The organism is Paenibacillus sp. LPE1-1-1.1, assembly GCF_040676435.1.
Taxonomy (GTDB): domain Bacteria; phylum Bacillota; class Bacilli; order Paenibacillales; family Paenibacillaceae; genus Pristimantibacillus.
Genome location: NZ_JBEGHY010000046.1, coordinates 79,508 through 102,391, shown reverse-complemented (window position 1 = coordinate 102,391; position 22,884 = coordinate 79,508). Strand labels below are relative to the sequence as shown.

Annotated in this window: 15 protein-coding genes; 13 read left to right on the top strand and 2 right to left on the bottom strand. The window is 52.0% G+C overall.

Annotation, left to right across the window (positions count from 1 at the left end; translation table 11 throughout):
- The first annotated feature begins 21 nt into the window (after positions 1 to 21).
- The 4 genes from MRBLPE1_RS31240 (at position 22) to MRBLPE1_RS31225 (ending at position 6,005) form a co-directional block, all read left to right on the top strand.
- Complete coding sequence (locus MRBLPE1_RS31240) at positions 22 to 1,047, top strand: carbohydrate-binding family 9-like protein (protein ID WP_364153904.1); 1,026 nt, start codon at positions 22 to 24, stop codon at positions 1,045 to 1,047.
- A 6-nt stretch (positions 1,048 to 1,053) separates the two neighbouring features.
- Positions 1,054 to 3,696 carry a transglutaminase domain-containing protein gene (locus MRBLPE1_RS31235; protein WP_364153902.1) on the top strand — a complete coding sequence of 881 codons (2,643 nt, stop codon included), beginning with the start codon at positions 1,054 to 1,056 and terminating at the stop codon, positions 3,694 to 3,696.
- Positions 3,693 to 4,730: a glycoside hydrolase family 18 protein gene (locus MRBLPE1_RS31230; protein ID WP_364153899.1), complete on the top strand. Its 1,038-nt coding sequence runs from the start codon at positions 3,693 to 3,695 to the stop codon at positions 4,728 to 4,730. Before MRBLPE1_RS31235 ends, MRBLPE1_RS31230 begins: the two co-directional genes overlap by 4 nt.
- A gap of 276 nt (positions 4,731 to 5,006) precedes the next feature.
- Positions 5,007 to 6,005 (top strand): glycoside hydrolase family 53 protein, encoded by a 999-nt coding sequence (locus MRBLPE1_RS31225; RefSeq protein ID WP_364154263.1) that lies wholly within the window; start codon positions 5,007 to 5,009, stop codon positions 6,003 to 6,005.
- Positions 6,006 to 6,056: 51 nt separating this feature from the next.
- Here the strand turns inward: MRBLPE1_RS31225 and MRBLPE1_RS31220 are convergent, their stop codons facing one another.
- Both MRBLPE1_RS31220 and MRBLPE1_RS31215 read right to left on the bottom strand, forming a co-directional pair.
- On the bottom strand, positions 6,057 to 6,368 hold the full coding sequence (locus MRBLPE1_RS31220) for a hypothetical protein (protein ID WP_364153896.1): 312 nt from the start codon (positions 6,366 to 6,368) through the stop codon (positions 6,057 to 6,059).
- A 154-nt stretch (positions 6,369 to 6,522) separates the two neighbouring features.
- Positions 6,523 to 6,759, bottom strand: coding sequence for a hypothetical protein (locus tag MRBLPE1_RS31215; RefSeq protein ID WP_364153893.1), 237 nt, complete (start codon positions 6,757 to 6,759; stop codon positions 6,523 to 6,525).
- Positions 6,760 to 6,965: 206 nt separating this feature from the next.
- On the opposite strand from MRBLPE1_RS31215, the gene MRBLPE1_RS31210 reads away from it, so the two are divergent.
- The 9 genes from MRBLPE1_RS31210 (at position 6,966) to MRBLPE1_RS31170 (ending at position 22,867) form a co-directional block, all read left to right on the top strand.
- A complete protein-coding gene (locus MRBLPE1_RS31210) occupies positions 6,966 to 8,783 on the top strand; it encodes a cache domain-containing sensor histidine kinase (protein ID WP_364153891.1) in 1,818 nt (605 codons plus the stop codon).
- Positions 8,776 to 10,296 carry a response regulator transcription factor gene (locus tag MRBLPE1_RS31205; protein ID WP_364153889.1) on the top strand — a complete coding sequence of 507 codons (1,521 nt, stop codon included), beginning with the start codon at positions 8,776 to 8,778 and terminating at the stop codon, positions 10,294 to 10,296. The genes MRBLPE1_RS31210 and MRBLPE1_RS31205 overlap by 8 nt, the downstream gene beginning before the upstream one ends.
- Before the next feature lie 194 nt (positions 10,297 to 10,490).
- Positions 10,491 to 11,960 (top strand): ABC transporter substrate-binding protein, encoded by a 1,470-nt coding sequence (locus MRBLPE1_RS31200; RefSeq protein WP_364153887.1) that lies wholly within the window; start codon positions 10,491 to 10,493, stop codon positions 11,958 to 11,960.
- Between the two features lie 81 nt (positions 11,961 to 12,041).
- Positions 12,042 to 12,980, top strand: a complete 939-nt coding sequence (locus MRBLPE1_RS31195; protein ID WP_364153884.1) for an ABC transporter permease — start codon at positions 12,042 to 12,044, stop codon at positions 12,978 to 12,980.
- Positions 12,981 to 13,033: 53 nt separating this feature from the next.
- Entirely contained in the window at positions 13,034 to 13,951 is a 918-nt protein-coding gene (locus MRBLPE1_RS31190) for a carbohydrate ABC transporter permease (RefSeq protein WP_364153881.1), read from the top strand.
- Positions 13,952 to 13,983: 32 nt separating this feature from the next.
- Positions 13,984 to 15,303 carry a glycoside hydrolase family 125 protein gene (locus tag MRBLPE1_RS31185; RefSeq protein ID WP_364153879.1) on the top strand — a complete coding sequence of 440 codons (1,320 nt, stop codon included), beginning with the start codon at positions 13,984 to 13,986 and terminating at the stop codon, positions 15,301 to 15,303.
- Positions 15,300 to 18,434: an alpha-amylase family protein gene (locus tag MRBLPE1_RS31180; protein WP_364153876.1), complete on the top strand. Its 3,135-nt coding sequence runs from the start codon at positions 15,300 to 15,302 to the stop codon at positions 18,432 to 18,434. Before MRBLPE1_RS31185 ends, MRBLPE1_RS31180 begins: the two co-directional genes overlap by 4 nt.
- Positions 18,435 to 18,453: 19 nt before the next feature.
- On the top strand, positions 18,454 to 21,195 hold the full coding sequence (locus MRBLPE1_RS31175; protein ID WP_364153874.1) for an alpha-mannosidase: 2,742 nt from the start codon (positions 18,454 to 18,456) through the stop codon (positions 21,193 to 21,195).
- A gap of 133 nt (positions 21,196 to 21,328) precedes the next feature.
- Positions 21,329 to 22,867: a spore germination protein gene (locus MRBLPE1_RS31170; protein ID WP_364153871.1), complete on the top strand. Its 1,539-nt coding sequence runs from the start codon at positions 21,329 to 21,331 to the stop codon at positions 22,865 to 22,867.
- The last annotated feature ends 17 nt before the right edge of the window (positions 22,868 to 22,884 follow it).

Below are 22,884 nucleotides of genomic sequence, written 5' to 3'. Positions count from 1 at the left end.
GAAAAGAAACGAGGGAATGGCATGAATTTAAGCGGAGTGCCGGAGCCGAAGCTCGAATATGCTCCAAAACATTATATTTGCAAGCGCGCCGCGGAGCCGCTCCTGATCGACGGCCGTGTCGATAAGCCATTCTGGGCAGCGGCGGACTGGACGGAGGATTTCGTCGATATCGAAGGCGACCTGCGTCCGGGGCCTGCGAAGCGTACCCGTGTGAAAATGCTGTGGGACGACGACTATTTTTATTTTGCGGCGGAATTGATGGAAGACCAAATATGGGCGACGTTGACGGAACGGGATTCGGTTATTTTTTATGATAATGATTTTGAAATTTTCATAGATCCCGACGGAGATTCCCATCACTATTACGAGTTTGAGATCAATGCGCTGAACACCGTTTGGGATCTGCTGCTCATTAAGCCATACCGGGATGGAGGCCCTCCGGTTAACGGCTGGGATATAAGCGGGCTTCTGACGGCGGTGCATATCGACGGGGAGCTGAACAAGCCGGGCGCTTCGAATCGGAAGTGGAGCCTGGAGGCGGCGATGCCTTGGAAAAGCTTGCGCGAATGCGCGGCCGAAGCGAAGCCGCCGGCAAACGGCGAATTTTGGCGCGTTAATTTCTCCCGCGTCGAATGGCAGGCAGAGGAGCAGGACGGCGAATACCGCAAGGTCGTTAACCCGGATACGGGAAAGCCGTATCCGGAGGATAACTGGGTGTGGTCTCCGATGGGCATTGTTAATATGCATTATCCGGAGCTGTGGGGTTATGTCGTATTCGCGTGCGAAGACGTCCCGGAATCGTTTGAGCTGCCGCCGGATGAACGGATCAAGTGGGAGCTTCGCAAACTCTATTACCGTGAGCGCAATTACTTCGCCAGCCACGGCATCTTTACAAGCGATGAGAAATGGTTGATGCATGACGACGAGCATTGGACGATTAAGCCTGTGATTGAGACGACCAGCTCCCTATTTCAGATATCTGCGCCATCGACGGATGGCAATTCCAGACTCTGCATTAGAGAAGACGGCAAGCTATGGAAGGAGTGAGTGCGAATGACCCTACAGACCTCTGTATTCTCATTGGATCAGAAGGCAATGGACCATATTGAGCGCAAGTTCCGCGAGAAGCAGCTGATCGCTGCGGCAAGAGCACAGGAGCTGTTCGATATCTTTCAGCAGAAGCTGACCTTAGAAGAAACCTGGGCGCTCAAATATTTATTTGCCTATATGCCGGTAAACGATTTGGCCGATTATGACGGATCGTTATTTTTAAGCCATGTACGCCGTACATTGGACATTCGGGGCCGCGTTCCATGGGGAGAGCGTGTTCCCGATCACCTCTTCCTGCATTTTGTGCTGCCGTACCGGGTAAACACGGAGAATATCGAGGATTCCCGCGGCATTTTGTATAACGAATTGGCGGCTCGCACTTCGCACTTGTCTATGGCGGATGCGATTCTGGAGACGAACTACTGGTGCCATGAGAAAGCCAACTATACGGGAAGCGATTTGCGAACGGTCTCGCCGCTGACGATGATCCGGACTGCGCGCGGCCGCTGCGGCGAGGAATCGACGCTTGCGGTTGCTGCGCTTCGCAGCATCGGCATTCCTGCACGGCAAGTTTATACGCCGCGCTGGGCGCATTGCGATGATAACCACGCCTGGGTTGAAGCATGGGCCGACGGCAGGTGGCACTACATCGGCGCTTGCGAACCGGAAGCGCGCCTGAATCAAGGCTGGTTCAGTCCGCCTGCCCGTCGGGCAATGCTGATCAACACGCGGATATTCGCAAATTACTCCGGTCCGGAGGACATCACGCTCGCCGACGAGTGGTTTACGGAAATCAACTTGTTGCAGGGTTATGCGCCTACAAGAACCATTACGGTTCATGTAAAGGACGAGCAAAGCAGACCGGTGGGCGGAGCTGACGTCTTCTTCGAGTTATACAATATGGCAGAGTTTTATCCGATAGCAGCGCTGCCGACAAACGCGCAGGGGAAGGCCTCGTTTAAGACGGGCTTCGGGGACCTCATGGTTCGCGCAGTAAAGGATGGCATATGGGCAGAGAAGAAGATTGCGGCCGCAGACGGCGAGCGCTTCGAGCTTGTGCTGGATCAGGAGGGTCAGCCGAGCGGCACGGCGGATTTCGATATGGTTCCGCCGCCGGAGCTTCCGGGAGAGACTGCCGATCCGTTAACCGAGGAGATGATCCTCCGGCATAACCGGCGCCTGGAAGAAGGCACGGAAATTCGAAGCCGCTATGAGCAAACCTTTATGGATGAAGAGCAAGCGGTGGAGCTCGCCGAAGCTGCGGGGCTCCCGCGGGAGCGGGTATGGGATGTGCTGCGCAAGGCGCGCGGGAACAGCCGGGAGATAGCGGCGTTCCTGCGGGAACGCTCATCCCAATATGGAGAGTATCCGCTGCGCCTGTTAGAGAGCATGAACGAGAAGGATCTTACGGATACGTTCCGCCCGGCGCTTGACGATCATCTCATTGGCTCCCTGGCACAGCGCGATGAGCTTCCGGAGGATCTATTCAACCGTTACATCCTCTGTCCTCGCGTATTATACGAGATGATCAAGCCTTATAAGCTTTTTTTCCAAGACTTGTTTACGGAAGAGGAAGCACGATCGTTCCGGGAGGATCCGGCGGAGCTTGCCCGCAGGCTGGATTCGGAGTGGGAGATCAGGGAGGACCTGCCTAATTTGCGGGGCAAGGGAAACCCCGTAGGCACCTTCCAATTAAAGAAGGGCGACCGCGTATCTGTGGATATTTTGTTCGTGGCGATTTGCCGTAGCCTTGGCATTCCGGCACGCTTGCATCCGAGCGAGCATAAGCCGCAATTTTGGATAGTCGGCAGCTGGCAGGATGCTTTGTTCACTCAAGGATGGAAGCCTCAAACGAAGAAGAAGGATAATGGAACGCTTCGTTTGCTGCCGGACGCCGAACAGAGGACAGAATCGCCCGCCCCCTCGTACTCCGAGAATTTTACGTTCGCCCGGATGGAGAACGGAAGCTACAAGACGCTTAGCTACCCTTACGGGAAATCGGATGTATTCGACCAACCGTTCGAGGTCGAAGAAGGCTCTTACCGCATGACCACGGGCATTCGTCTGAAGGACGGTACCGTTCGCGTGCGATTCACGTACTTCATGGTACGCGCAGGGGAACAAACGGATTGCCGATTGACATTCCGCGAGCCGATGCTCGATATTCCCGTGCTGGGGACGATGAATCGGAATAGCGCGCTCCTTATGGGGAATGGCAGCGTGAAGACGCTGGGTGGGCTGATCGGCATTAGCGGGGCGATTGTCGCTTGGCTGGAACCGGAACGAGAGCCAACCAAGCATTTGATCCGTGAAATTAGCGAGCTTGCCGAGCCTTTGGCGGAGCTCGGAGCGCCGATCGTCCTCGTTGTCGGCGATTCCGAGTGGTCCGCGTCGTTCGATCCTGCCAGCTATCCGAGGCTGCCGTCAAACGCCCTGTTTGTCCGGGATTCCGACTATGCATCGTTACCCGGGTTTATTTCCGAACCGTCAGCCAGCGAAGCAGGTTTCCCGCATCTCTTCGTACTGGACGGCCAAGACCAAATTCGTTATTCCGCATCAGGCTATAAAATCGGTACCGGAAAAGAAGCTTTGCAGATTCTAACCAGCATACGGCAGCAGCCAGCAGAACGGAGTGATAAACAGTGACGAAGAAGAAATATATTGTAGCGGGTTATGCCGTCGATTCGAAGCTTCAAGACATTACGCGGGAAGATTTGATGAAGCTGACCCATCTGAATGTGGCCTTCGGCCATGTGCGCAATGATGAGATTTCTACGGACCATTTGAAGCATACGGATCTTCTTAAGAAAATCAAACAGGAGTTTCCGCAGCTGACGATCCTATTGTCCGTCGGGGGCTGGAGCGCCGGCGGATTCTCGGAAGCGGCGTCTACGCTTGAGGGGCGAACCCGCATGGCGGACTCGGCGGTTCGCGTATTGACCGATTTTCCGTTCGACGGGATCGATCTGGACTGGGAATACCCCTGCTATGGCGAAGCCGGCATCGCGTCGAGTCCGGCGGACAAGACCAACTTTACCCTGCTTCTAAAGACGATGCGTGAAGCATTGGATCGCAAAGGCGCAAGCGACAAACGGCATTATCTGCTCACCATTGCGGCAGGCGCGGATCAATATTACGTAGATGGCACGGAGATGGACCAGGTCCAGCAGTATTTGGATTTTGTGCAATTGATGACCTACGATATGCGCGGCGGCTTTCAAATTTTGACGGGCCACCATACGAATCTGTATACGCCAACCGGGGATTTGTTCCGTATCAGCGTGGACGCTTCCGTTAACCTGTTCGTGCGGGCTGGCGTGCCGAAGGAGAAAATCGTCATTGGCGCGGCATTCTATTCCAGGCAATGGCAGCAGGTTCCGGACCGCGCTAACGGGCTTCACCAAATGGCTGGAAGCACAGGCGGTTATGGGCCGGATTTTAGGGCATTGGCGGCGGAATACATCGATAAAAACAACTATGTGAGATACTGGGACGATGAAGCCAAGGCACCGTACCTCTATGACGGCAGCAGCTTCATCTCCTATGAGGATGAGCAATCGCTGCAGCACAAATGCGATTACGTCAAGCAAAATGAGCTGGGCGGCGTCATGTTCTGGGAATACAGCTGTGACGAGACGCACAGGCTGCTCGATGCGATTGCTCAGGGGCTTAAGGCTTAGCGTTAGCCCATATGATAAAGGCGGGAGTCCTAACCTTCGCGGTTAGGGCTTTTTTTTCCAGGTGTTCATTCCTCGCCAAGGAAGAGATTTACAAACACGCTGCCATAACATTCGAAATATTGGCTTTGTATCCTTTATGGGAATTTCAGAAAAGCCTATAATGAACCCACATACATGAAAGCGCATACAAAAAATGCTTTTAGCTTCTACACTCATGAAGGAGGAAAAGAAATGAAGCGAAGGTTTTGCAGCATGACGCTTGTTATTGCACTGCTTATGACTATTTTTGGCGTAAACGGAGGGGGTTCCTCTCAGGTCAGCGCGGCGCCGGCATTCGCCAAGGGAGCAGACATCAGCTGGGTTCCCGGTATGGAAGCACAAGGCTATACCTGGAAGGATAAAAACGGCGTGACGCGGGACATTATTCAAATTTTGAAGCAGGATTATCAAATCAATTCGGTACGTATTCGGGTATTCGTCAATCCTTCCTCGAGCTATGGCAATGGTTATATGAATAAAGACCGCGCGGCGACTTTGGCCAAGCGCGCCAAGGATGCGGGGATGAGCGTGATGCTGACGCTGCACTACAGCGATTCATGGGCGGATCCCGGACAGCAAACGAAGCCTGCAGCCTGGGTAAGCTATACGTTCCAGCAGCTGATGGATGCCGTCTGGAACCACACGAGAGAGGTCATGACCGCCATGCAAAGCAAAGGCGTGACGCCGGATTGGGTGCAGATCGGCAATGAGACCAATGACGGAATGCTGTGGAATGACGGCAAAGCGTCCTTAAACATGAAGAACTACGCTTGGTTGATCAATACCGGCAACAATGCCGTGAAGTCCATTAGCACGGGGACGAAAACGATTGTGCATTTGGCGAATGGCTACGATAACAGCGTATTCGTGTGGAATATCGGCGGGCTGATCGCAAACGGGGCAACCTTCGATATTATCGGCATGTCGCTTTACCCTTCAAGTACCGATTGGTCTAGCAAGGTTACGCAAACGATCAGCAACTCCAACGATATGATCTCGCGTTACGGCAAGCCGGTCATGATTACGGAGATCGGCATGGACTATAATCAGCCTGCCGCGGCCAAAAGCTTCGTCACGGATATCAAGACAAAAGTACGCAATATATCAGGAGGAAAGGGACTGGGTGTGTTTTATTGGGAGCCGCAGGCGACGCCAAGCTACAACGGCGGATATAGCAAAGGCGCATGGCAAGCGGATGGCAAACCGACAATCGCTTTGGAGGGATTTCTGAATTAAAAAAAAGATCTATCGCTTGCTCATACGAGCGTGTGATAGGTCTTTTTTTTGCTATTCTTTAGTTTCCTTTTGCTGTTCCTTGGCCAGCTGCTGCCGAAGCTCGGCATTTTTAGCCGCAAGCTGTTTAGCCAAAGCCGCCTGTGAAGCATCGATTCTCGCGACTTCGTCGGTTAGCTTCGTGATCTGCGTCATTTTGCTGCTCAGATCACTTGGGGAAGAGCTAAGCTTGCTGCTCTTTTGCAGCTGCTTTATTTTTGCGGCCGCTTTTTCTTTTTTGCTCTTATCGTTAACGCTTTGTTTTTGAAGGTCGGCGATTTCTCTTTTCAACCGGCTGATGATCGAAGTAGTAAAGCTAATGGACATTCCAGCACCTCATAATCGTATAGTGTTGCATCGCCCTATTTTACTATATAAAGCTTGGATAAGCGAGAAAGAAAGGCCAGGGCGGCAGACATCTTAAGCATGATGTCTGCTGCTCTGGCCACCGTCTAACGGTTAAACTGGCTGATGCAGCTTGTTATTGATCGAGGTCCTGCTGCTGCGCTTTGTTCCTTTTGGCTTTAAGCGGCGTGCGTCCGATGAAACGTCCAAGAATCATAAATAAAGGCGAGGCTTCGAGTTCAACCAGATTGAGCATTTCAGCCATGTTGAAAATGACCAGAAACGGAAGTAATCCAATTGCAAGAATACCGACGATAAGACCGATAGAAATATTGCGCAGCATTTTGCCAAGCGGCATACTCTCATCTCCCATCCTGCGATTTTCCTCACCTTTCCATTATACGCCCCTGCAGCAGCATCATTCAACCGCGGCGTCATGCCCCGCTTAATGCCCGAATCGAAAGGGCCTCTGAGAAAGGCTTACTTGTGTCTGCAAATCATAGTAAAGTATATTAAACGTTGTAACGCATATCGTGTTTTTTTCGAGGGCATCAGGCAGACACGGGAAAGGAGCTTATTTTGAAAGCTAAAAGCTTGTACGACAACTATGTAAAAAATAACCTTTTCATGAAAATGATTTTGCTGTTCGCGCTCATTACCACGGTAACAATCGTCACGTTTTCGTATTTTATGTTCAATGTGATGTCGGAATCCATTGTCCGCAATGAGCTTGAAAACCAGAAAAAAGCGATGGACAGCGTGAACAGCTACATGACCCGCAAATATGAATCGGTGCAGTCGATCATGCTGGATGTGTATCGGAATGAATCATTATCGCTTCATCTCGCTTATTTCCTGCAGCATCCCTTTGAGGACTATATGAAATATCAGTTGGACCAATATGCCAATGAGGCGGATATCGAGATGCCGATGGGCCTGGAATATTTTGATAACAAACTGGACAGCGATGCCGATATCGCGAATTTAATGCTGTACAGCTCGGAAAAGCAGTTTCTATTTGCATATAAACAGGGCCATGTATCGAAATTAATATCAACCAACGCCTCCCGCTCTTATATTCCTGATGCGATGGCGCTCGAGAATACGGCGGTATCGGTGCCGAACGCATGGGTTCGCAGCGCGATTGACCAGCATGAGCCTAAGCTTTATGCCATGCGCGTGCCGATAACGGACAAGAATACGTTTAAAAATTTAGGGCAGCTGCTCGTTTATTTTAATGCGGAGCGTATCCAAAAAACGCTGGAGAGCTATAAGAACCAATTAAAAGGCTATATTCTCGTGTTAGGGCCGGCAGGCGAAGTGCTGTTCGACTCTTCTGACCGTTATTACGGCGCCCGTTACCCCTATGCGGACAAAATAGATTCGCTCTACGATACCGCGATGCTTGAGCAGGAGTCCTACGTGACGACGTTAACGCAAAGCCAAGCAGGCTATATGGTGGTTGGCATTGCCCCGAAAGCCGAGGTTGCCGAAGCCTATCAGGGGCTGAAGCGCACGGTCATTTTAATCAGCGCGATCTGTATCGTGACGGTGCTTCTGGTTCCGGTTTTGGTTGTCATTAATTTTGCGAAACGCACCAATAAAATCATCCGGTTCATGCGGAAGGTCGAGAGCGGCGATTTGTCGGCGCGCATCCAAGACGAGAAGGAGGATGAACTCGGACAAATTTCCAGAAGCTTTAACGACATGCTGGACGAGCTGACCCGCCACATTGACCGTGTCTACAAAGCGGAAATCAAGCAGAAGCATACGGAGCTGGCAGCGCTGCAGGCCAGGGTGAATCCTCACTTTCTCTACAATACGCTGGAAGTCATCCGTATGCGGGCCGTATCGCAGGGGGCAAAGGACGTAGGCGAGATGATTTACAGCCTGTCCGTCCTGTTCAAAAGCTTCGTGCAGCCCAAAGGGGAAAATACGTTGAAGGATGAGCTCGAGACCTCGCGTCTTTACTTAGAGCTGTTCCGTATCCGGTACAAGGACAAGCTGTCTTATGAAATTACATGCGATGATAGCTTGGCATCCCGTAGGATTATGCGGATGGCGCTGCAGCCGATTATTGAAAATTACGTCGTGCACGGCCTGGAGCCCCGCAGATCGGATAACCGGATCCGGATCAGTGTTTGGCAGACTGAGGATCGGGTTCGGATTCAGGTGGAGGATAATGGCAGCGGCATTGAGCCGGAACGGCTGGAATCGATTCGCCTTGCGATGGACTCCCCGGAGGAAACCGGGGAATCCTTCGGCCTGCGCAGCGTGCATGAGCGCTTGAAGCTGCTCTACGGTATGGACTACGGAATTGAAATAACGAGCACGCCAGGCGTCGGAACCATTGTTAAGCTTGAATTTCCAGATACGGAGGACGCACAGCATGTATAGAGTGTTTTTAGTAGATGACGAGCCGTTCATTATCGAAGGCTTGTACGATATTATCGATTGGTCGGCGTTTGGCCTTGAAATCGTCGGCTCAGCGGAAAATGGGCAGGATGCGCTTGCTGCGCTTAAGGAATCAGCGCCGGATATATTGCTGACCGACATCTCCATGCCGATTATGAATGGTTTAACGTTGATTCACGAAGCAAGGAAATTCCGGCCGGATCTAAAGGTGATTATTTTAAGCGGCTTTAACGATTTCGAATATATTAAATCCGGACTCAAGCTTGGCGTTGAAAATTATTTGTTGAAGCCAATTAACATTGACGAACTTCAGGAGACGCTGGCCAATACTATCGACAAGCTGAACACAATCAGGCCGGACCGGTTATTTAGCGATTATGATATCCGGATTCTTAGGGATAATATATTATACCGCTGGTTAACCGGACGCATTGCGCCAAATGAGCTGAATGAACGCATGGATATGCTGGATATTCGTCTTGACGCGCCGTATCTCGTTACTGCGGTGCTCCGGACGGAAAGCCAGTTCGAGCCATCCTACGAAGCGGCTCAAAGGCTGGCCGTGCAAGATCCTTCGATGCTGCCCTTTGTCGATATTGACGGCGATCTCGTTATCGTATTTATGATAGAGGACCCGGTTAAAGGGAAAGATAAAGCCATGAGCGTGCTTGAAAATATGCAAAAACGGTTGGAGCCTAGCCCATTGCGCATTACGATCGGCAGCGTGCAGGAGATAGGGGAAGGTGCGCCCCGCAGCTATACCCATGCCAAGAAGGCACAGGAGTATTTTTTGCTGCTGGATGAACCGGCTATACTCGATTACGGCATGCTATCCGAGAAAAACGGGATTGAGCACGCGGCGGCCCAGCCGCTGGATTGGTCCGCGTATTCCAAGCTGATTAAGGCAAAGGACCTGGAGCAGCTTCATGCGGCGATCGATGCTGAATTTGAGCGCTGCCAAATGCTTGAGGGAGCGACGCCTGCTTATATTCAAAGCATGGCGATTGAGCTCATGATCAGGTTCAAGATGGAACTCAAAGAAATTAAGCAGGCGGATCAGCCGGAGCTTTATAAAGCCGGCTTTGCGCAAATCATGCAGGCGGAGTCGATCGAAGGCTTAGCCGCAGTCGTCAAAGAGGCGGCGACCTTGACCGTTGACTCGCTTATGCGCGACGTGAAAAGTCCGATTATCCAGCAGCTGCTGAATTATGTGCATGAAAATTACGCGCAGGCGCTTTCTCTCAAATCGCTTAGCCAGCAATATAATATTCACCCCGTTTATCTCGGCCAATTGTTCCAGAAGGAAACGAATGAGACGTTTACCGAGTACATCAACAAATACCGCATCAATAAAGCAAAAGAAATGTTAAAGGAAACGCAGCTAAAGGTGCAGGAAATCGCGATGCAGGTAGGCTATTGGGAGACGGGGTATTTCTATAAGCAATTCAAGAAATATGTCGGTATTTCTCCCACCGATTACAAAGGACTGCTCTAATGCAACACGGAGCTGTCCTTTTTTCTTTAATTTGTACAGCATACCTTTAATTTGTTCTCTATTTGAAAATCGTTACATCCGTTATTTTTAAGTTAGCCCTTAAAACGCTGTCATTAAGGGACAAGCAATAAAGTAAGCGCATGCTTACGCATTCGGATTCTGCTTCGAAACACAACACGGGGAGGATTTAAACAATGAGTAGAAAGAAAAACAGCTTTACGCTAGCGCTTTCGCTGCTGCTGGTGATGTCAATTGTGCTAAGCGCCTGCGGAGGCGGCAAGAACGAAGGTACAGAGGGGACAGCCGAGAAACCGGTTGAACTGATCTGGTACACGATCGGTACGCCGCAAAAAGACGTTGACAAAGTTATGGCGGAAGTAAGTAAATATACAGCCGAAAAAATCGGCGTAACCGTGAAAATGAACATGATCGACTGGGGCGATTACTCGCAAAAGCTGCAGGTTATGACAGCTTCCGGCGAAGCGGTAGACATTATGTTTACGGCCTCATGGGCATTCGACTATGTACAAAACGCTAGGAAAGGCGCATTCATGCAAGTCGATGATCTGCTGAAAGAGCATGGCCAAGGCATTGTCGATACGTTAGATCCGGCATTCCTGGAAGGCTCCAAAATCGACGGCCATAACTACGGCATCCCGGCTAACAAAGAGCTGCCAGCGCAAGAGGTATGGCGCTTCAACAAGCAGTTTGTCGATAAATACAAGCTGGATATCTCGAAGGTGTACACGCTTGAAAGCTTAGAGCCGCTTTTGAAAACGATTAAAGAAAACGAGCCGGATGTTTATCCGTTCGCCGTAGATAAAAACCAAATGCCTTACGTGCCTTACGACTACATCATTGAAAAGCTTCCAATGGCGGTATCGCTGGATACGACGGATTACAAAGTCGTCAATGTGCTGGATACGCCGGAAATGAAACAAATTTTGAATACGATGCACAAATACTACAAAGCAGGCTACATTCCGACGGAAGCCGCTACGATGGATTCCATGACTGACGTTCAAACGACAGGGAAATGGTTCGCTGACCGTGCAACATCCCAGCCGTTCGCGGATAATCTCTGGTCGGCAAGCTACGGCTATCCTGTCGTATCCACGCCGGCAAGCGACGCGCTTATTTATAACTGGTCCGTAATGGGCTCCATGCAGGCGATCTCCGCTAACTCGAAGTATCCGGAGAAAGCTATGGAATTCTTGAACCTGCTGAACACAGACCCTGTGCTTCGCAACATGGTTGATTCGGGAATCGAAGGCGTTCACTACAAGAAAGCAAGCGACAATGTAATGGAAAACCTGGATGAGTCGAAAAACTATGATATGCCAACCTTCTCGCTAGGTAACGTTATGCTAACGTATTTGAACACGACAGATCCGACCAACAAGTGGGAAGAGTTCAAGAAGTTTAACGATGCAGGAACAGAAGCGCCGCTTCTTGGCTTCAACTTCGATACGTCGAAGGTAACGACGGAAATCGCTTCCGTAAACAACGTGAAAGAAGAGTACTGGGCAGCGCTTATGACAGGTACGGTTGATCCGGAAACTTACCTTGCCCGTGCGAACGAGAAATTCAAAGCAGCCGGACTTGATAAAATTATGGCTGAAGCACAGCGCCAGCTTGATGAGTGGAGAGCCGCGAACAAGTAAACAAGCAGGAGGGTATGAGGCGGATGCTTGGCATTCGATTCATACCTTCTCTCATTAAATTGACAGCAGAGAGGTGATCACGTGGGAGCCTTTGGGCGATTTTTCAAAGATATTAACAAAAACAAAGCGATGCTGATTATGGTACTGCCAGCGACACTCTGGTTCATCTTCTTCTCCTACCTGCCGATGGCCGGCATGGTAATCGCGTTTAAGGAATACCGCTACAGCAGGGATGGATTTTTGGCCAGCATTATCGAGAGCAAATGGGTCGGCCTGCAAAACTTTAAATTTTTGTTCAGCACGAATGACGCTTATATCATCACCCGGAATACCGTGCTCTACAACATCTTTTTTATTGTGCTGGGGCTGGTCATCGCGGTTGCGATGGCGATCATGCTGGCAGAAATTACGAATAAGAAGCTGGCAAAGGTTTATCAGACGGGCATGTTTCTTCCTTATTTCCTATCTTGGGTTATCGTCGGATACTTCGTATTCAGCTTCCTCAGCATGGATCGGGGCGTCGTGAATCAAATCGCGGGCTGGTTTGGAATCGATCCGGTGAATTGGTATTCGGATCCGACTTATTGGCCGATTATTATCGTGGTCGTGTTCCTCTGGAAATCGGTTGGCTACAACAGCGTAATCTATTTGGCTGCGATCATGGGGATCGACAAGTCGCTTTATGAAGCGGCAATGATCGATGGCGCTAACAAATGGCAGCAAATCCGCAACATCACGATTCCGATGCTGACGCCGCTTATTACGATATTGACGCTGCTTGCGATCGGTAAAATCTTTTATGCGGATTTCGGGCTGTTCTACCAGGTGCCGCGGGATTCCGGAACCTTATACAGCGTAACGAACGTTATCGACACCTATGTGTACCGCGGTCTGAAATCGACCGGCGAAATCGGTATGAGCACGGCAGCAGGATTGTATCAGTCGCTTATCGGCTTCGTTCTTGTCATTACATCGAATGGTATCGTACGTAAATTCAATAAAGACAATGCTTTGTTCTAGTCATGACGGCCATACGGCCCCATGGCAGGCATCGCGAAGGGAGGAAAACCGTTGTGTCCGCTCAAACGACGAAAGGCCGCGATTTTCATAGATTGACACCCGTTTGGAATCTCGCTTTCCATTCGGTAGCCGGTATTTTTGCTTTATTATGCGTATTTCCTTTTTTGTTTGTCACCGTTATTTCGTTTACAGATGAAGCAACCTTAGCCAAAAACGGATATCAGCTGTTTCCGGAAAAATGGAGCTTCGATGCTTATACCTATTTATTCAAAGCTGGGGACCAGCTCCTTCGCTCCTATGGGATAACGATTGCGGTTACCGTTATCGGAACGGCGATCGGTGTCGTGTTTACCGCGCTTTTTGCTTACGCGATATCGCGCCACAGCTTTAAATACCGCAATTTTTTCGCTTTTTTCGCCTTTTTCACGATGTTATTCAACGGCGGGCTCGTCCCGACCTACATTATCGTTACGCAGCTGCTCGGACTTAAAGATTCGATATGGGCACTCATTCTGCCTCTGGCGGTCAACGCCTTTTATATTATGATTCTTCGCACGTTTTTCTCGACCATGGTGCCGGATGCGATTATCGAATCGGGTAAGATCGACGGCGCGGGCGAGTTTGGGATTTTCTTCAAGCTGGTGCTGCCTTTGTCGCTGCCCGGTCTCGCAACGATTGGTTTGTTCAGCACGCTCGGCTATTGGAACGATTGGTTCAATGCGCTGCTTTACATTAATACGCCGAATTTAGTGCCGCTTCAGTCGATGCTGATGCGGATTGAAAATAGCATGCAGTTTATTATGCAAAATTCTCAAAATGCGTCGCTCAGCATGGGCGTACTGCAATCGATGCCGCAGGATACGTCCCGTATGGCAATGGTGGTACTCGCAACCGGCCCGATCGTATTCGCCTATCCGTTCTTCCAACGGTATTTCATTCAAGGCTTGACGGTTGGCGCCGTCAAGGAATAACGAAGATTCTTTTCTAAAGGAGCATACCGAACATGGAACAATTCCGATTACCGAAAATCCCGATGCCGGAGCTGACGCTGCCGCAGGCGGTCCAAGAGGTGCTGAAGGAAGCCGAGCAGAAGCTTGCGCATCGCCCGAAGCTGCTGCAATTATTCAAAAACTGTTTTCCGAATACGCTTGAGACGACGACAAAGCTGATGGACGACGGCACAACCTTCGTCATCACAGGCGATATTCCCGCGATGTGGCTGCGCGATTCCGTTGAGCAGGTCATTCATTACGTCCCATTTACTAAGGATGACAAGGATCTGCAGCGCATCATCGGCGGATTGATCAAACGGCATATGTCGTCCATTCTAATCGATCCTTACGCGAATGCCTTTAATGAAACGGCCAATGACTGGCACTGGAACACGACCGATGAGACGGAAATGTCGCCATGGGTTTGGGAGCGCAAGTTCGAGCTGGACTCGATTTGCTTCTCTATCCGCCTTGCGCATGCCTACTGGAAAGAAACCGAGCTGACGGATATTTTCGATTCCGGCTTCAAGGCGGCGATGCGCCGCATCGTAGAGCTATGGAAGACGGAGCAGCGTCACTTTGAGCTGTCCCCGTACCGTTTTGTCCGGGATAACGGCATTCCGACGGATTCGCTGCGCAATAGCGGCCTGGGCATGCCCGTTAACTACACAGGCATGATCTGGTCAGGCTTCCGTTCCAGCGATGATGCTTGCGATTTCCATTACAACGTGCCGGACAATATGTTCGCCGTGGTTGCGCTGCGCCAAATGAGAGAGATCGCGGAATGGGTGTTCCGCGACATGGACTTCGTTAAGGAGCTGAAGAAGCTTGAAGACGACGTCGACCATGGCATTCAGCTGTACGGCATTTACCAGCATCCGGAATTCGGGCCGATTTATGCTTATGAGACGGACGGCTTCGGCAATTATTGCCTCATGGATGATGCGGGCACGCCTGGTTTGATGTCGATTCCTTATCTCGGTTATACGACGGCCGATGATCCGATTTATCAGAATACGAGAAAGTTTGCGCTCAGCAAGCATAATCCGTTCTATTACGAAGGATCGGCAGCTAAGGGAATCGGCAGCCCGCATACGCCGCCAGGCTACATTTGGCATATGGCCTTGTCGATGCAGGGCATTACCGCTGTCAGCAGCGAAGAGAAGCTGGCTTTGATTGCGATGCTGGAGGCGACCGACGGGGATACCGGTTATATGCATGAGGGCTTCCACGCGGATGATCCATCCGTATTCACGCGCAAATGGTTCGCATGGTCAAACAGCCTCTTCGCGCAGCTGGTTTACAAGGCGATGAAGGAAGACCTGCTATGAGCATGAACACCATCATTTTTTATGATCCTTCTTTTCCTATAGCTGCTCACCTAAACGCCGACACGGAAGGACAGCTGCTCCAATTAGGCAGCGTTGTTCGCGCAGCCGGATTAGGAAAGGCGCTTCAGGCAGCAGAAGGCGGCAGCTTCGTCAATCTGCATGCGCCCTATTTTCCAAAAGAAGCGTGGGGCGAAATCCTTGCTTTTCTAAAGCGCGGCGGTGGCCTCATCAGTATTGGCGGAGCGCCGTTTAAGCGCCCGGTTCTTAGAAATGAAGCAGGAGCGTGGGAGGCGGAAGGAGAGCAAACCGCCTACCACCGCGAGCTTCATATCCATGAAATCCTGCCCGTAAGCGAGGCACCGATCAAAACATTGTCTGCTTTCGCGGACATTCCGCTGCTGCAAGGCAAGGAATCGATGTTTGAGGTTGCCGGCACCTGGAATCTGGTGCCCCATGTGACGAAAAGCAGCGACCTGCCGCATCAAATGGGCTCGGCGGGTCCGATGGACGCGCAGCTGTATCCGCTTCTGAAGGGGATTACCTCTGAAGGAAGGGAAGTTGCTGCACCTGTCGTGTTATGGGAAAACACGAAGGGAAGCTTTGCGGGAGCGCGCTGGCTGTTCGTCAACCAGCCGTTAACGGAAGCGTTCTGGCAAGCGGGCGGCGCCGGCGAGCTTAGCCGCTGGGCATCATTCTGCGCGGCAGGCGTAACCGAGCTCTGGTTGAAGCCGAACTATGCTTCCTTTGAGCCGGGCGAGCGGGCAATGCTGACGCTGCAGATGCAGAAGCTTAGCCGCTCTGCCGCTAAGCCCTCGCCTGCGGTCAGTTGGAGCTTTACTATAACGGCCGAGCATAGCAGCAAGCCGGAACAGCGCTGGACAAGCCGTCTGCAAGAAGAAGCAAGCAGCAAGCAGCTGATTTGCCGCATCCCTGTTGCCCTGACGGTGGAGCGCGGTTATTACGAGGTGCAATGCAGAGCCGAGTCGTCTACGGGTGAAGTTCGCATCCTGCGCCAAGGCTTCTGGGGCTTTGATTCCGAGCTGCTCGCGGAGGGCAGCCCGGTAACTTGCGGGCGTGATTATTTCGTGAAGGACGGCCGGCCGATGCCGGTTGTCGGCATGACGTATATGACCTCGGACGTTGCCCGCAAGTTTTTGTTTTTGCCGAATGCCTCCGTATGGGACCGCGATATGGCTCAAATGCGCAAAGCGGGCATCAATTGGATTAGAACCGGCATTTGGACGGCTTACCGGAATATCATGCAGGTGGACGGTCATGCTTCCGAGGAGGCGCTTCGCTCGATTGACGCGTTTCTGCTAACCGCTAAGCGGCATGATCTGCAGGTCACCTTTACGTTTTTCTCGTTCACCCCGGAAACCTGGGAAGGCGAAAATCCTTATCTCGATCCGCGGAGCGTCGAGGCGCAGAAGCGTTTTATCCGGTCCATTATTTCGCGCCATACGCAGTCCAAGCATGTGGACTGGGATTTAATCAATGAGCCGTCCATGTTCGATCCGCCCCGGATTTTTTCCGACGGCCCAAGGTCCGCCCGCGATACCTTCGAGAAGGCGGCCTACGCGGCTTGGCTGAAGGAGCGCCATGGATCGGTGGAACGGCTGCAAAAGCTATGGAATATGACGCCGGAGCAGCTGCCAAGTTTTGAGTCCGCTTTGCCGCCCGAGCCGGAGGAGATCAACTTCGACGTTCAGGATATGCACCAGGGCAAGAAGGGAACGCGCTGGCTGGATTATGTGCTGTTTTCCATGGATATGCATAACCGCTGGGCGAAGCAGCTGTACGAAACCATTAAAGAGGAATGCCCTGACCATATGGTTACGGTTGGGCAGGATGAAGCGCTCGGCGCGCAGAGACCTTCCCCGTTTTTCTACGGCGAGGCCGTAGACTATACGACCGTGCATTCCTGGTGGCTGAACGATCAGCTCGTATGGGACAGTATCTTCGCCAAGACGGCCAATAAGCCTAATCTCGTGCAGGAAACCGGCATTATGTACGTCGAGACGCCGGAAGGACGCGCGAAGCGCTCGGAGGAAGAGCTTCGCAGCATGCTGGAGCGCAAATACGCGTATGCTTTCGCGACGGGCGGAGCAGGCGCGGTCCAGTGGATATGGAATACGAATTTCTATATGGACAACGCGAACGAATCGCATATCGGCGCGCTGCGCGCGGACGGAACAGAGAAGCCGGAGGCAGACGTATCCTATGATTTCGGGCGCTTCATGGCAGAGATCAGGGACCTGTTCAGCGGACGGGAGCTGGAGGATACGGCGGTCGTATTCCCTTATTCGAATGACTTCTCCAACCGCAAGCTGGCCTTTGATGCGACAACCAAAGCGACCCGCGTTCTTGCTTATGAACTGAATAAGCCATTCCGCGGCGTGAGCGAATACCATCTGGAAGAGCTGGAAGCGAGTCCGGCAAAGCTGGTTATTGTACCGAGCGCCCATAATATAGATGATGCGGCAATGGATCAACTGCTCCGCTTCATTGCGCGTACGGGAGCAACGCTCCTGTTTACGGGCCCAACGGGTCTGGATGCCTATTGGAGACCGGTGGCACGCCATTCGGAATTGTTTGGCGCAAGGGAGCTTACCAACGTGCGGCGCGAGGAGCTGCTCAGCTTCGGCAATCGTATGATGCCTGTTTCTTACGGGAGCCGCCGAATTGCGCAGGTAACGAAGGAAACAAGGATTGCAGCTGCGGAAACCCATGCCGAGCAGCTCGTGGAGCTGCCGCATGGCAAAGGAAGAATCCTTTGGTGCCCGCTGCCTCTGGAGCTTAATGACCGTATCGAGCCAATCTCCGCCGTCTATCGTTATGCACTCGAATCATCCGGCTGCTCCGAGGAGCTGCATTGGATCAAGGGCGGACATTTTCCAGGCGTGTACGGCCGCAAGCTGAGCTTCAATGACGGCGCATTATTCACATTCGTATCCGAGTTCGGCTTGGATGTCGAGATCGAGGTAAAGGATCCCGCGACAGGGGTCCGGTACGCGTTCATGCTGGAGAAGGAACGTTCCGTTCTGTTCGCAGCAGACAACAAGGGACAGCTGCTGTCGGTCTACCGTCCTGATCAGGTAAGCATTACGCTCATGCCAGCTAACGACGATTAACAAGAAGAGGTGTTCAATCATGACCCATAAAAGAACAGCCCATATCATCTCGCATACCCATTGGGACCGGGAATGGTATTTGCCATATGAGAAACATCATGTCCTGCTCGTGAAACTAATGGATACGCTGCTTCATACGCTGGATACCGATCCAGACTTCAAAAGCTTCTATTTGGACGGACAGACGATTATTTTGGAAGACTACCTGCAGGTACGTCCGGAAAACCGGGAACGGCTTGAGCGCTATATTAAAGAAGGGCGTATTCCGATCGGCCCTTGGTATATTTTGCAGGACGCTTTTCTTACAAGCAGCGAAGCGAATCTTCGTAATCTTCAGATCGGCCATCAAGATGCAAGCCGTTACGGAACGATCGCAAAGGTCGGCTATTTCCCGGATACGTTCGGGAATATCGGCCAAGCGCCGCAAATTTTGCGGCAAGCCGGCATCGATAACGCCGTATTCGGCAGGGGCGTGAAGCCAACCGGCTTCAATAACACCGTCGCGGATTCCGATTATGAATCCTCCTTCTCCGAGCTGATCTGGGAAGGGCCTGACGGCTCCCGCGTGCTTGGCGTTCTGTTCGCGAACTGGTACTGCAACGGCATGGAAGTGCCGGTTGACGAAGCAAGCGCCAAGGAATACTGGGAGCGCAAGCTTGCGGAAGCGGAGAAATACGCGGCTACCGGCCAGCTCCTGTTCATGAATGGCTGCGATCACCAGCCGATCCAGCAGGATTTGTCGGCTGCGCTTGCTGCGGCAAGAGAGCTTTTTCCCGATACCGAGTTTATCCACTCCAATTTCCAAGATTACTTGGCATCGGTCAATGCTTCGCTTAACCGCGAGCTGTCCGTCGTAAAAGGCGAGCTTCGCAGCCAGCGGACGGACGGCTGGTCAACGCTCGTGAACACGGCGTCTGCCCGCGTTTATTTGAAGCAAATGAACCAGCTGGGCCAAGCGATGCTCGAGAAGGTTGCGGAGCCGCTTGCGACGCTTGCTTATTCGCTTGGGCATGAATATCCGCATCATTTGTTTACGTATGCGTGGAAAACGCTCATGCAAAACCATCCGCATGACAGCATTTGCGGCTGCAGCGTGGATGAGGTACACCGCGAGATGGTCACCCGCTTTGATAAAAGCCGTCATATTGCGGAAGCGATTATCGATGACAGCAAAAAAACGATCGCGGACAGCGTAGATACTTCGGTATTCGGGCAATATGGCGAGGATGCGCTTCCGCTGGTGATATTTAATACGACAGGCTGGAAGCGCAGCGGCGTCGTAGCGGTCGAGCTCGATGTCGCCCGCATCTATTTCCGTGACGGCATGCCGTTAGATGAAATGAATCAGAAAATGTATGCCATCGACATCACAGACAGATCGCTCGTGAATCGTGACGGCGCGGCAATTGCCCACACGGTCGTCGATTTGGGCCTTCAGTTCGGCTATGACCTGCCGGATGATAAATTCCGCCAGCCTTATATGAGCCGGAGAGTACGCTTAACGTTCGAAGCGGCGGAAGTGCCTGCGCTTGGTCTGGCTGCATACGCTTGGGTTCGGGGCGCTGAGCCGGCCGGGCAGCCTTCCGCATCATTAGCAGCGGGAACGCATGCGCTAGAGAACGAATGGCTTCGGATCGATGTCGAAAACGACGGATCATTTAATCTAACCGATAAACGCAGCGGACAAATCTATCGCGGGCTTGGCGTCTACGAGAATACGGGCGATATCGGCAACGAATACATGTACAAGCAGCCAAATGGCGAACAAACATTGACAACGAAAGGGCTGCCAGCGAGCATTCGCCTTACGGAAAACACCGAATACCGGGCTGCAATCGAAATCGTGCAGGAGTGGGCAGTGCCGGCTTCGGCCGATGAGCAATTCGAGATCGAGAAGCGCGAAGCGATTTATTTCCCTAACCGGAAATCGCAGCGAACGGCGCATACGGTTCCGTTGACGATCCGTACGGAAATCGCACTGACCCGCAGCGGCCAAGCCGTAGAGTGGAAATCCTCGTTTAATAACCAAGCGAAGGATCACCGGGTTCGGGTCTTGTTCCCGACGGATCTTGCGACAGCCGTCCACCATGCGGATTCGATCTTCGAGATTGCAAAGCGCGATAACGAGCCGGCTGCCGAATGGGTTAATCCAAGCAATGCGCAGCATCAGCAGGCGTTCGTCGACGTAAGCGGCGAGCTTGCCGGCCTTACGATTGCTAATCTAGGCTTGCATGAATACGAGGTATTGCGCAATGGCCGCAATACCATAGCGATTACGCTGCTGCGTTCCGTGGCAGAGCTCGGCGACTGGGGCGTGTTCCCTACGCCGGAAGCGCAATGTCTAGGTGAGCAAAGCTTCAGCCTCAGCATCATCCCTCATAACGGCGACGGTACGGCATCAGGCGCCTATGCGGCGGCTTATCAGTTCCAAGTGCCGTGGACGGTCAGTCAGACGGGCGTGCACGAAGGAACATTTGCTTCAACGGTTTCCGCGTTTGATTGGGAAGGAAGCAGTCTAGCCTTCTCTTCGTTAAAGGTTAACGAGCAATCCGGCGATTTGATGCTGAGATGGTATAATATGAAGCCGGCTGTGACGGAGCTTAAGCTCACGGCAGGCGAAGCTGCTCCAGATTTGGGGCATGTTTATAAAAGCGATGTGCTTGAACAGCCTGGCGAACTTCTTGCCGGTCAGGGCCAATCATTCTATCAAGTGCCGGTAGGGCCATGCGAGATTTTGACCCTTGGCGTCAAGCTGAAATAAATGAAGAAAAAGCCCTCTGCAAAGGAAGCTGCGCAGAGGGCTTTTTGCTTTTCCCGCCTTCCGATGGTTGTGTTTAACCGCATTATGCGATGGTCATAATGGGAAGAGACAACGGAACCGGAGACGACAACCCATGACTAAGCCTATTCAGGAACCAATCGATGACAAACGGCAGCAGGAGTATGACGGAGTGCCGCTGGCGGCTGATATTCATGAAAATATCGAAATGATTTTGCGGGATCTGGGCGGCAGCGACGATGTCGTCATCCGTGAAATAACGAGTGACCGATATGCCGAACCAGCGGCTGCGATTGCATATATTGACGGCATGTCCGATGCGGCAATTATAAATACGTACATATTTGATGTGATAAACCGATCATTGTCGCATATGGAAGACCTGGACAAGCATGATGCGGAAAGAAGAACGCTTGCCGAAAATCTGTTATCGGGCATTGGTTCGATCCATGTCGTCTCAGATACAGCCGAGCTTTATCAATTCATGTTATCCGGTGAAGCCATCATCTTTCTGGCTGGCAGCGACCATGCTTATCGCGCGGATATCCGCCAGTGGAAGGGACGCGAGGTTACCGAATCGACGAACCAGACCTCCATTCGCGGACCCAAGGAAAGCTTTACGGAAACCTTGCGGGTAAATACCTCGCTTGTACGAAGGAAAATCAAGGATCCCCGGCTCTGGCTGGAGACGTTCCCGATCGGGCGAATTACAAAAACGAATGTCACGATGATGTATTTGAACGGCATCGCCAAACCCCCTGTTATCGATGAAGCGCGTTCGCGTCTGAAAGCCATCGATATCGACGGCGTGCTGGAAGGCGGTTATATAGAGGAACAAATCGAGGATGCCAAATTTTCGATATTCCCGACGGTTTTTAACACGGAGCTGCCTGACAGCGTAGCCGCGCAGCTGCTGGAAGGCAGGGTTGCCATTCTGGTGGACGGTTCGCCGAACGTGCTTATTGTGCCGACTCAATTCGTCACCTTTGTGCAATCAACGGAGGATTATTACCAGCGCGCCTTGTATTCGAGCCTTCTTCGATTACTGCGTTTTATTAGCGGCTTGATCTCGCTGCTGCTGCCCTCTCTCTATATTGCCATTACTACCTTCCACAGGGATATGCTTCCCACCTCCCTGCTCATCAGTCTCGCCGCGCAGCGGGAGGGAGTTCCGTTCCCCGCCTTTATCGAGGCGTTAGCGATGGAGATTACCTTTGAAATTTTAAGGGAAGCGGGGCTTCGCATGCCTCGCGCGATCGGACAGGCCGTATCGGTCGTCGGTACGCTGGTTATCGGGCAAGCGGCGGTTGAGGCAGGAATTGTGTCCGCTGCGATGGTTATTGTCGTATCGGTTACGGCGATATCGACATTTACGGTGCCGGCTTACAACATGTCGATTCCCGTTCGTATGCTTAGGTTTGCATTCATGGGACTCGCCGCCAGCTTCGGCTTGTTCGGCATTATTATGGGCTTTTTTACGCTGCTGCTGCATTTATGTTCCCTGCGTTCCTTTGGAGAGCCTTATATGGCGCCGCTCAGCCCGTTTATCGCAGCGGAGCAGCAGGATGCGCTGATCCGATTGCCGCGCTGGCTCTTTTTTAAACGGCCGAGCAGCACGCAGAAGGGCAACCGAAACAGGCAGCAGAAGAGATAGAAGGATGCGGAAAGGAG

What these genes read in the sequence shown, in the direction of transcription:
- MRBLPE1_RS31240 (WP_364153904.1), top strand. Translation starts at nt 22, where the DNA reads ATGAATTTAAGCGGAGTGCCGGAGCCGAAGCTCGAATATGCTCCAAAA.
- MRBLPE1_RS31225 (WP_364154263.1), top strand. Translation starts at nt 5,007, where the DNA reads ATGACTATTTTTGGCGTAAACGGAGGGGGTTCCTCTCAGGTCAGCGCG.
- MRBLPE1_RS31185 (WP_364153879.1), top strand. Translation starts at nt 13,984, where the DNA reads ATGGAACAATTCCGATTACCGAAAATCCCGATGCCGGAGCTGACGCTG.
- MRBLPE1_RS31215 (WP_364153893.1), bottom strand. Translation starts at nt 6,759, where the DNA reads ATGGGAGATGAGAGTATGCCGCTTGGCAAAATGCTGCGCAATATTTCT.
- MRBLPE1_RS31170 (WP_364153871.1), top strand. Translation starts at nt 21,329, where the DNA reads ATGACTAAGCCTATTCAGGAACCAATCGATGACAAACGGCAGCAGGAG.
- MRBLPE1_RS31235 (WP_364153902.1), top strand. Translation starts at nt 1,054, where the DNA reads ATGACCCTACAGACCTCTGTATTCTCATTGGATCAGAAGGCAATGGAC.
- MRBLPE1_RS31175 (WP_364153874.1), top strand. Translation starts at nt 18,454, where the DNA reads ATGACCCATAAAAGAACAGCCCATATCATCTCGCATACCCATTGGGAC.
- MRBLPE1_RS31200 (WP_364153887.1), top strand. Translation starts at nt 10,491, where the DNA reads ATGAGTAGAAAGAAAAACAGCTTTACGCTAGCGCTTTCGCTGCTGCTG.
- MRBLPE1_RS31180 (WP_364153876.1), top strand. Translation starts at nt 15,300, where the DNA reads ATGAGCATGAACACCATCATTTTTTATGATCCTTCTTTTCCTATAGCT.
- MRBLPE1_RS31220 (WP_364153896.1), bottom strand. Translation starts at nt 6,368, where the DNA reads ATGTCCATTAGCTTTACTACTTCGATCATCAGCCGGTTGAAAAGAGAA.
- MRBLPE1_RS31205 (WP_364153889.1), top strand. Translation starts at nt 8,776, where the DNA reads ATGTATAGAGTGTTTTTAGTAGATGACGAGCCGTTCATTATCGAAGGC.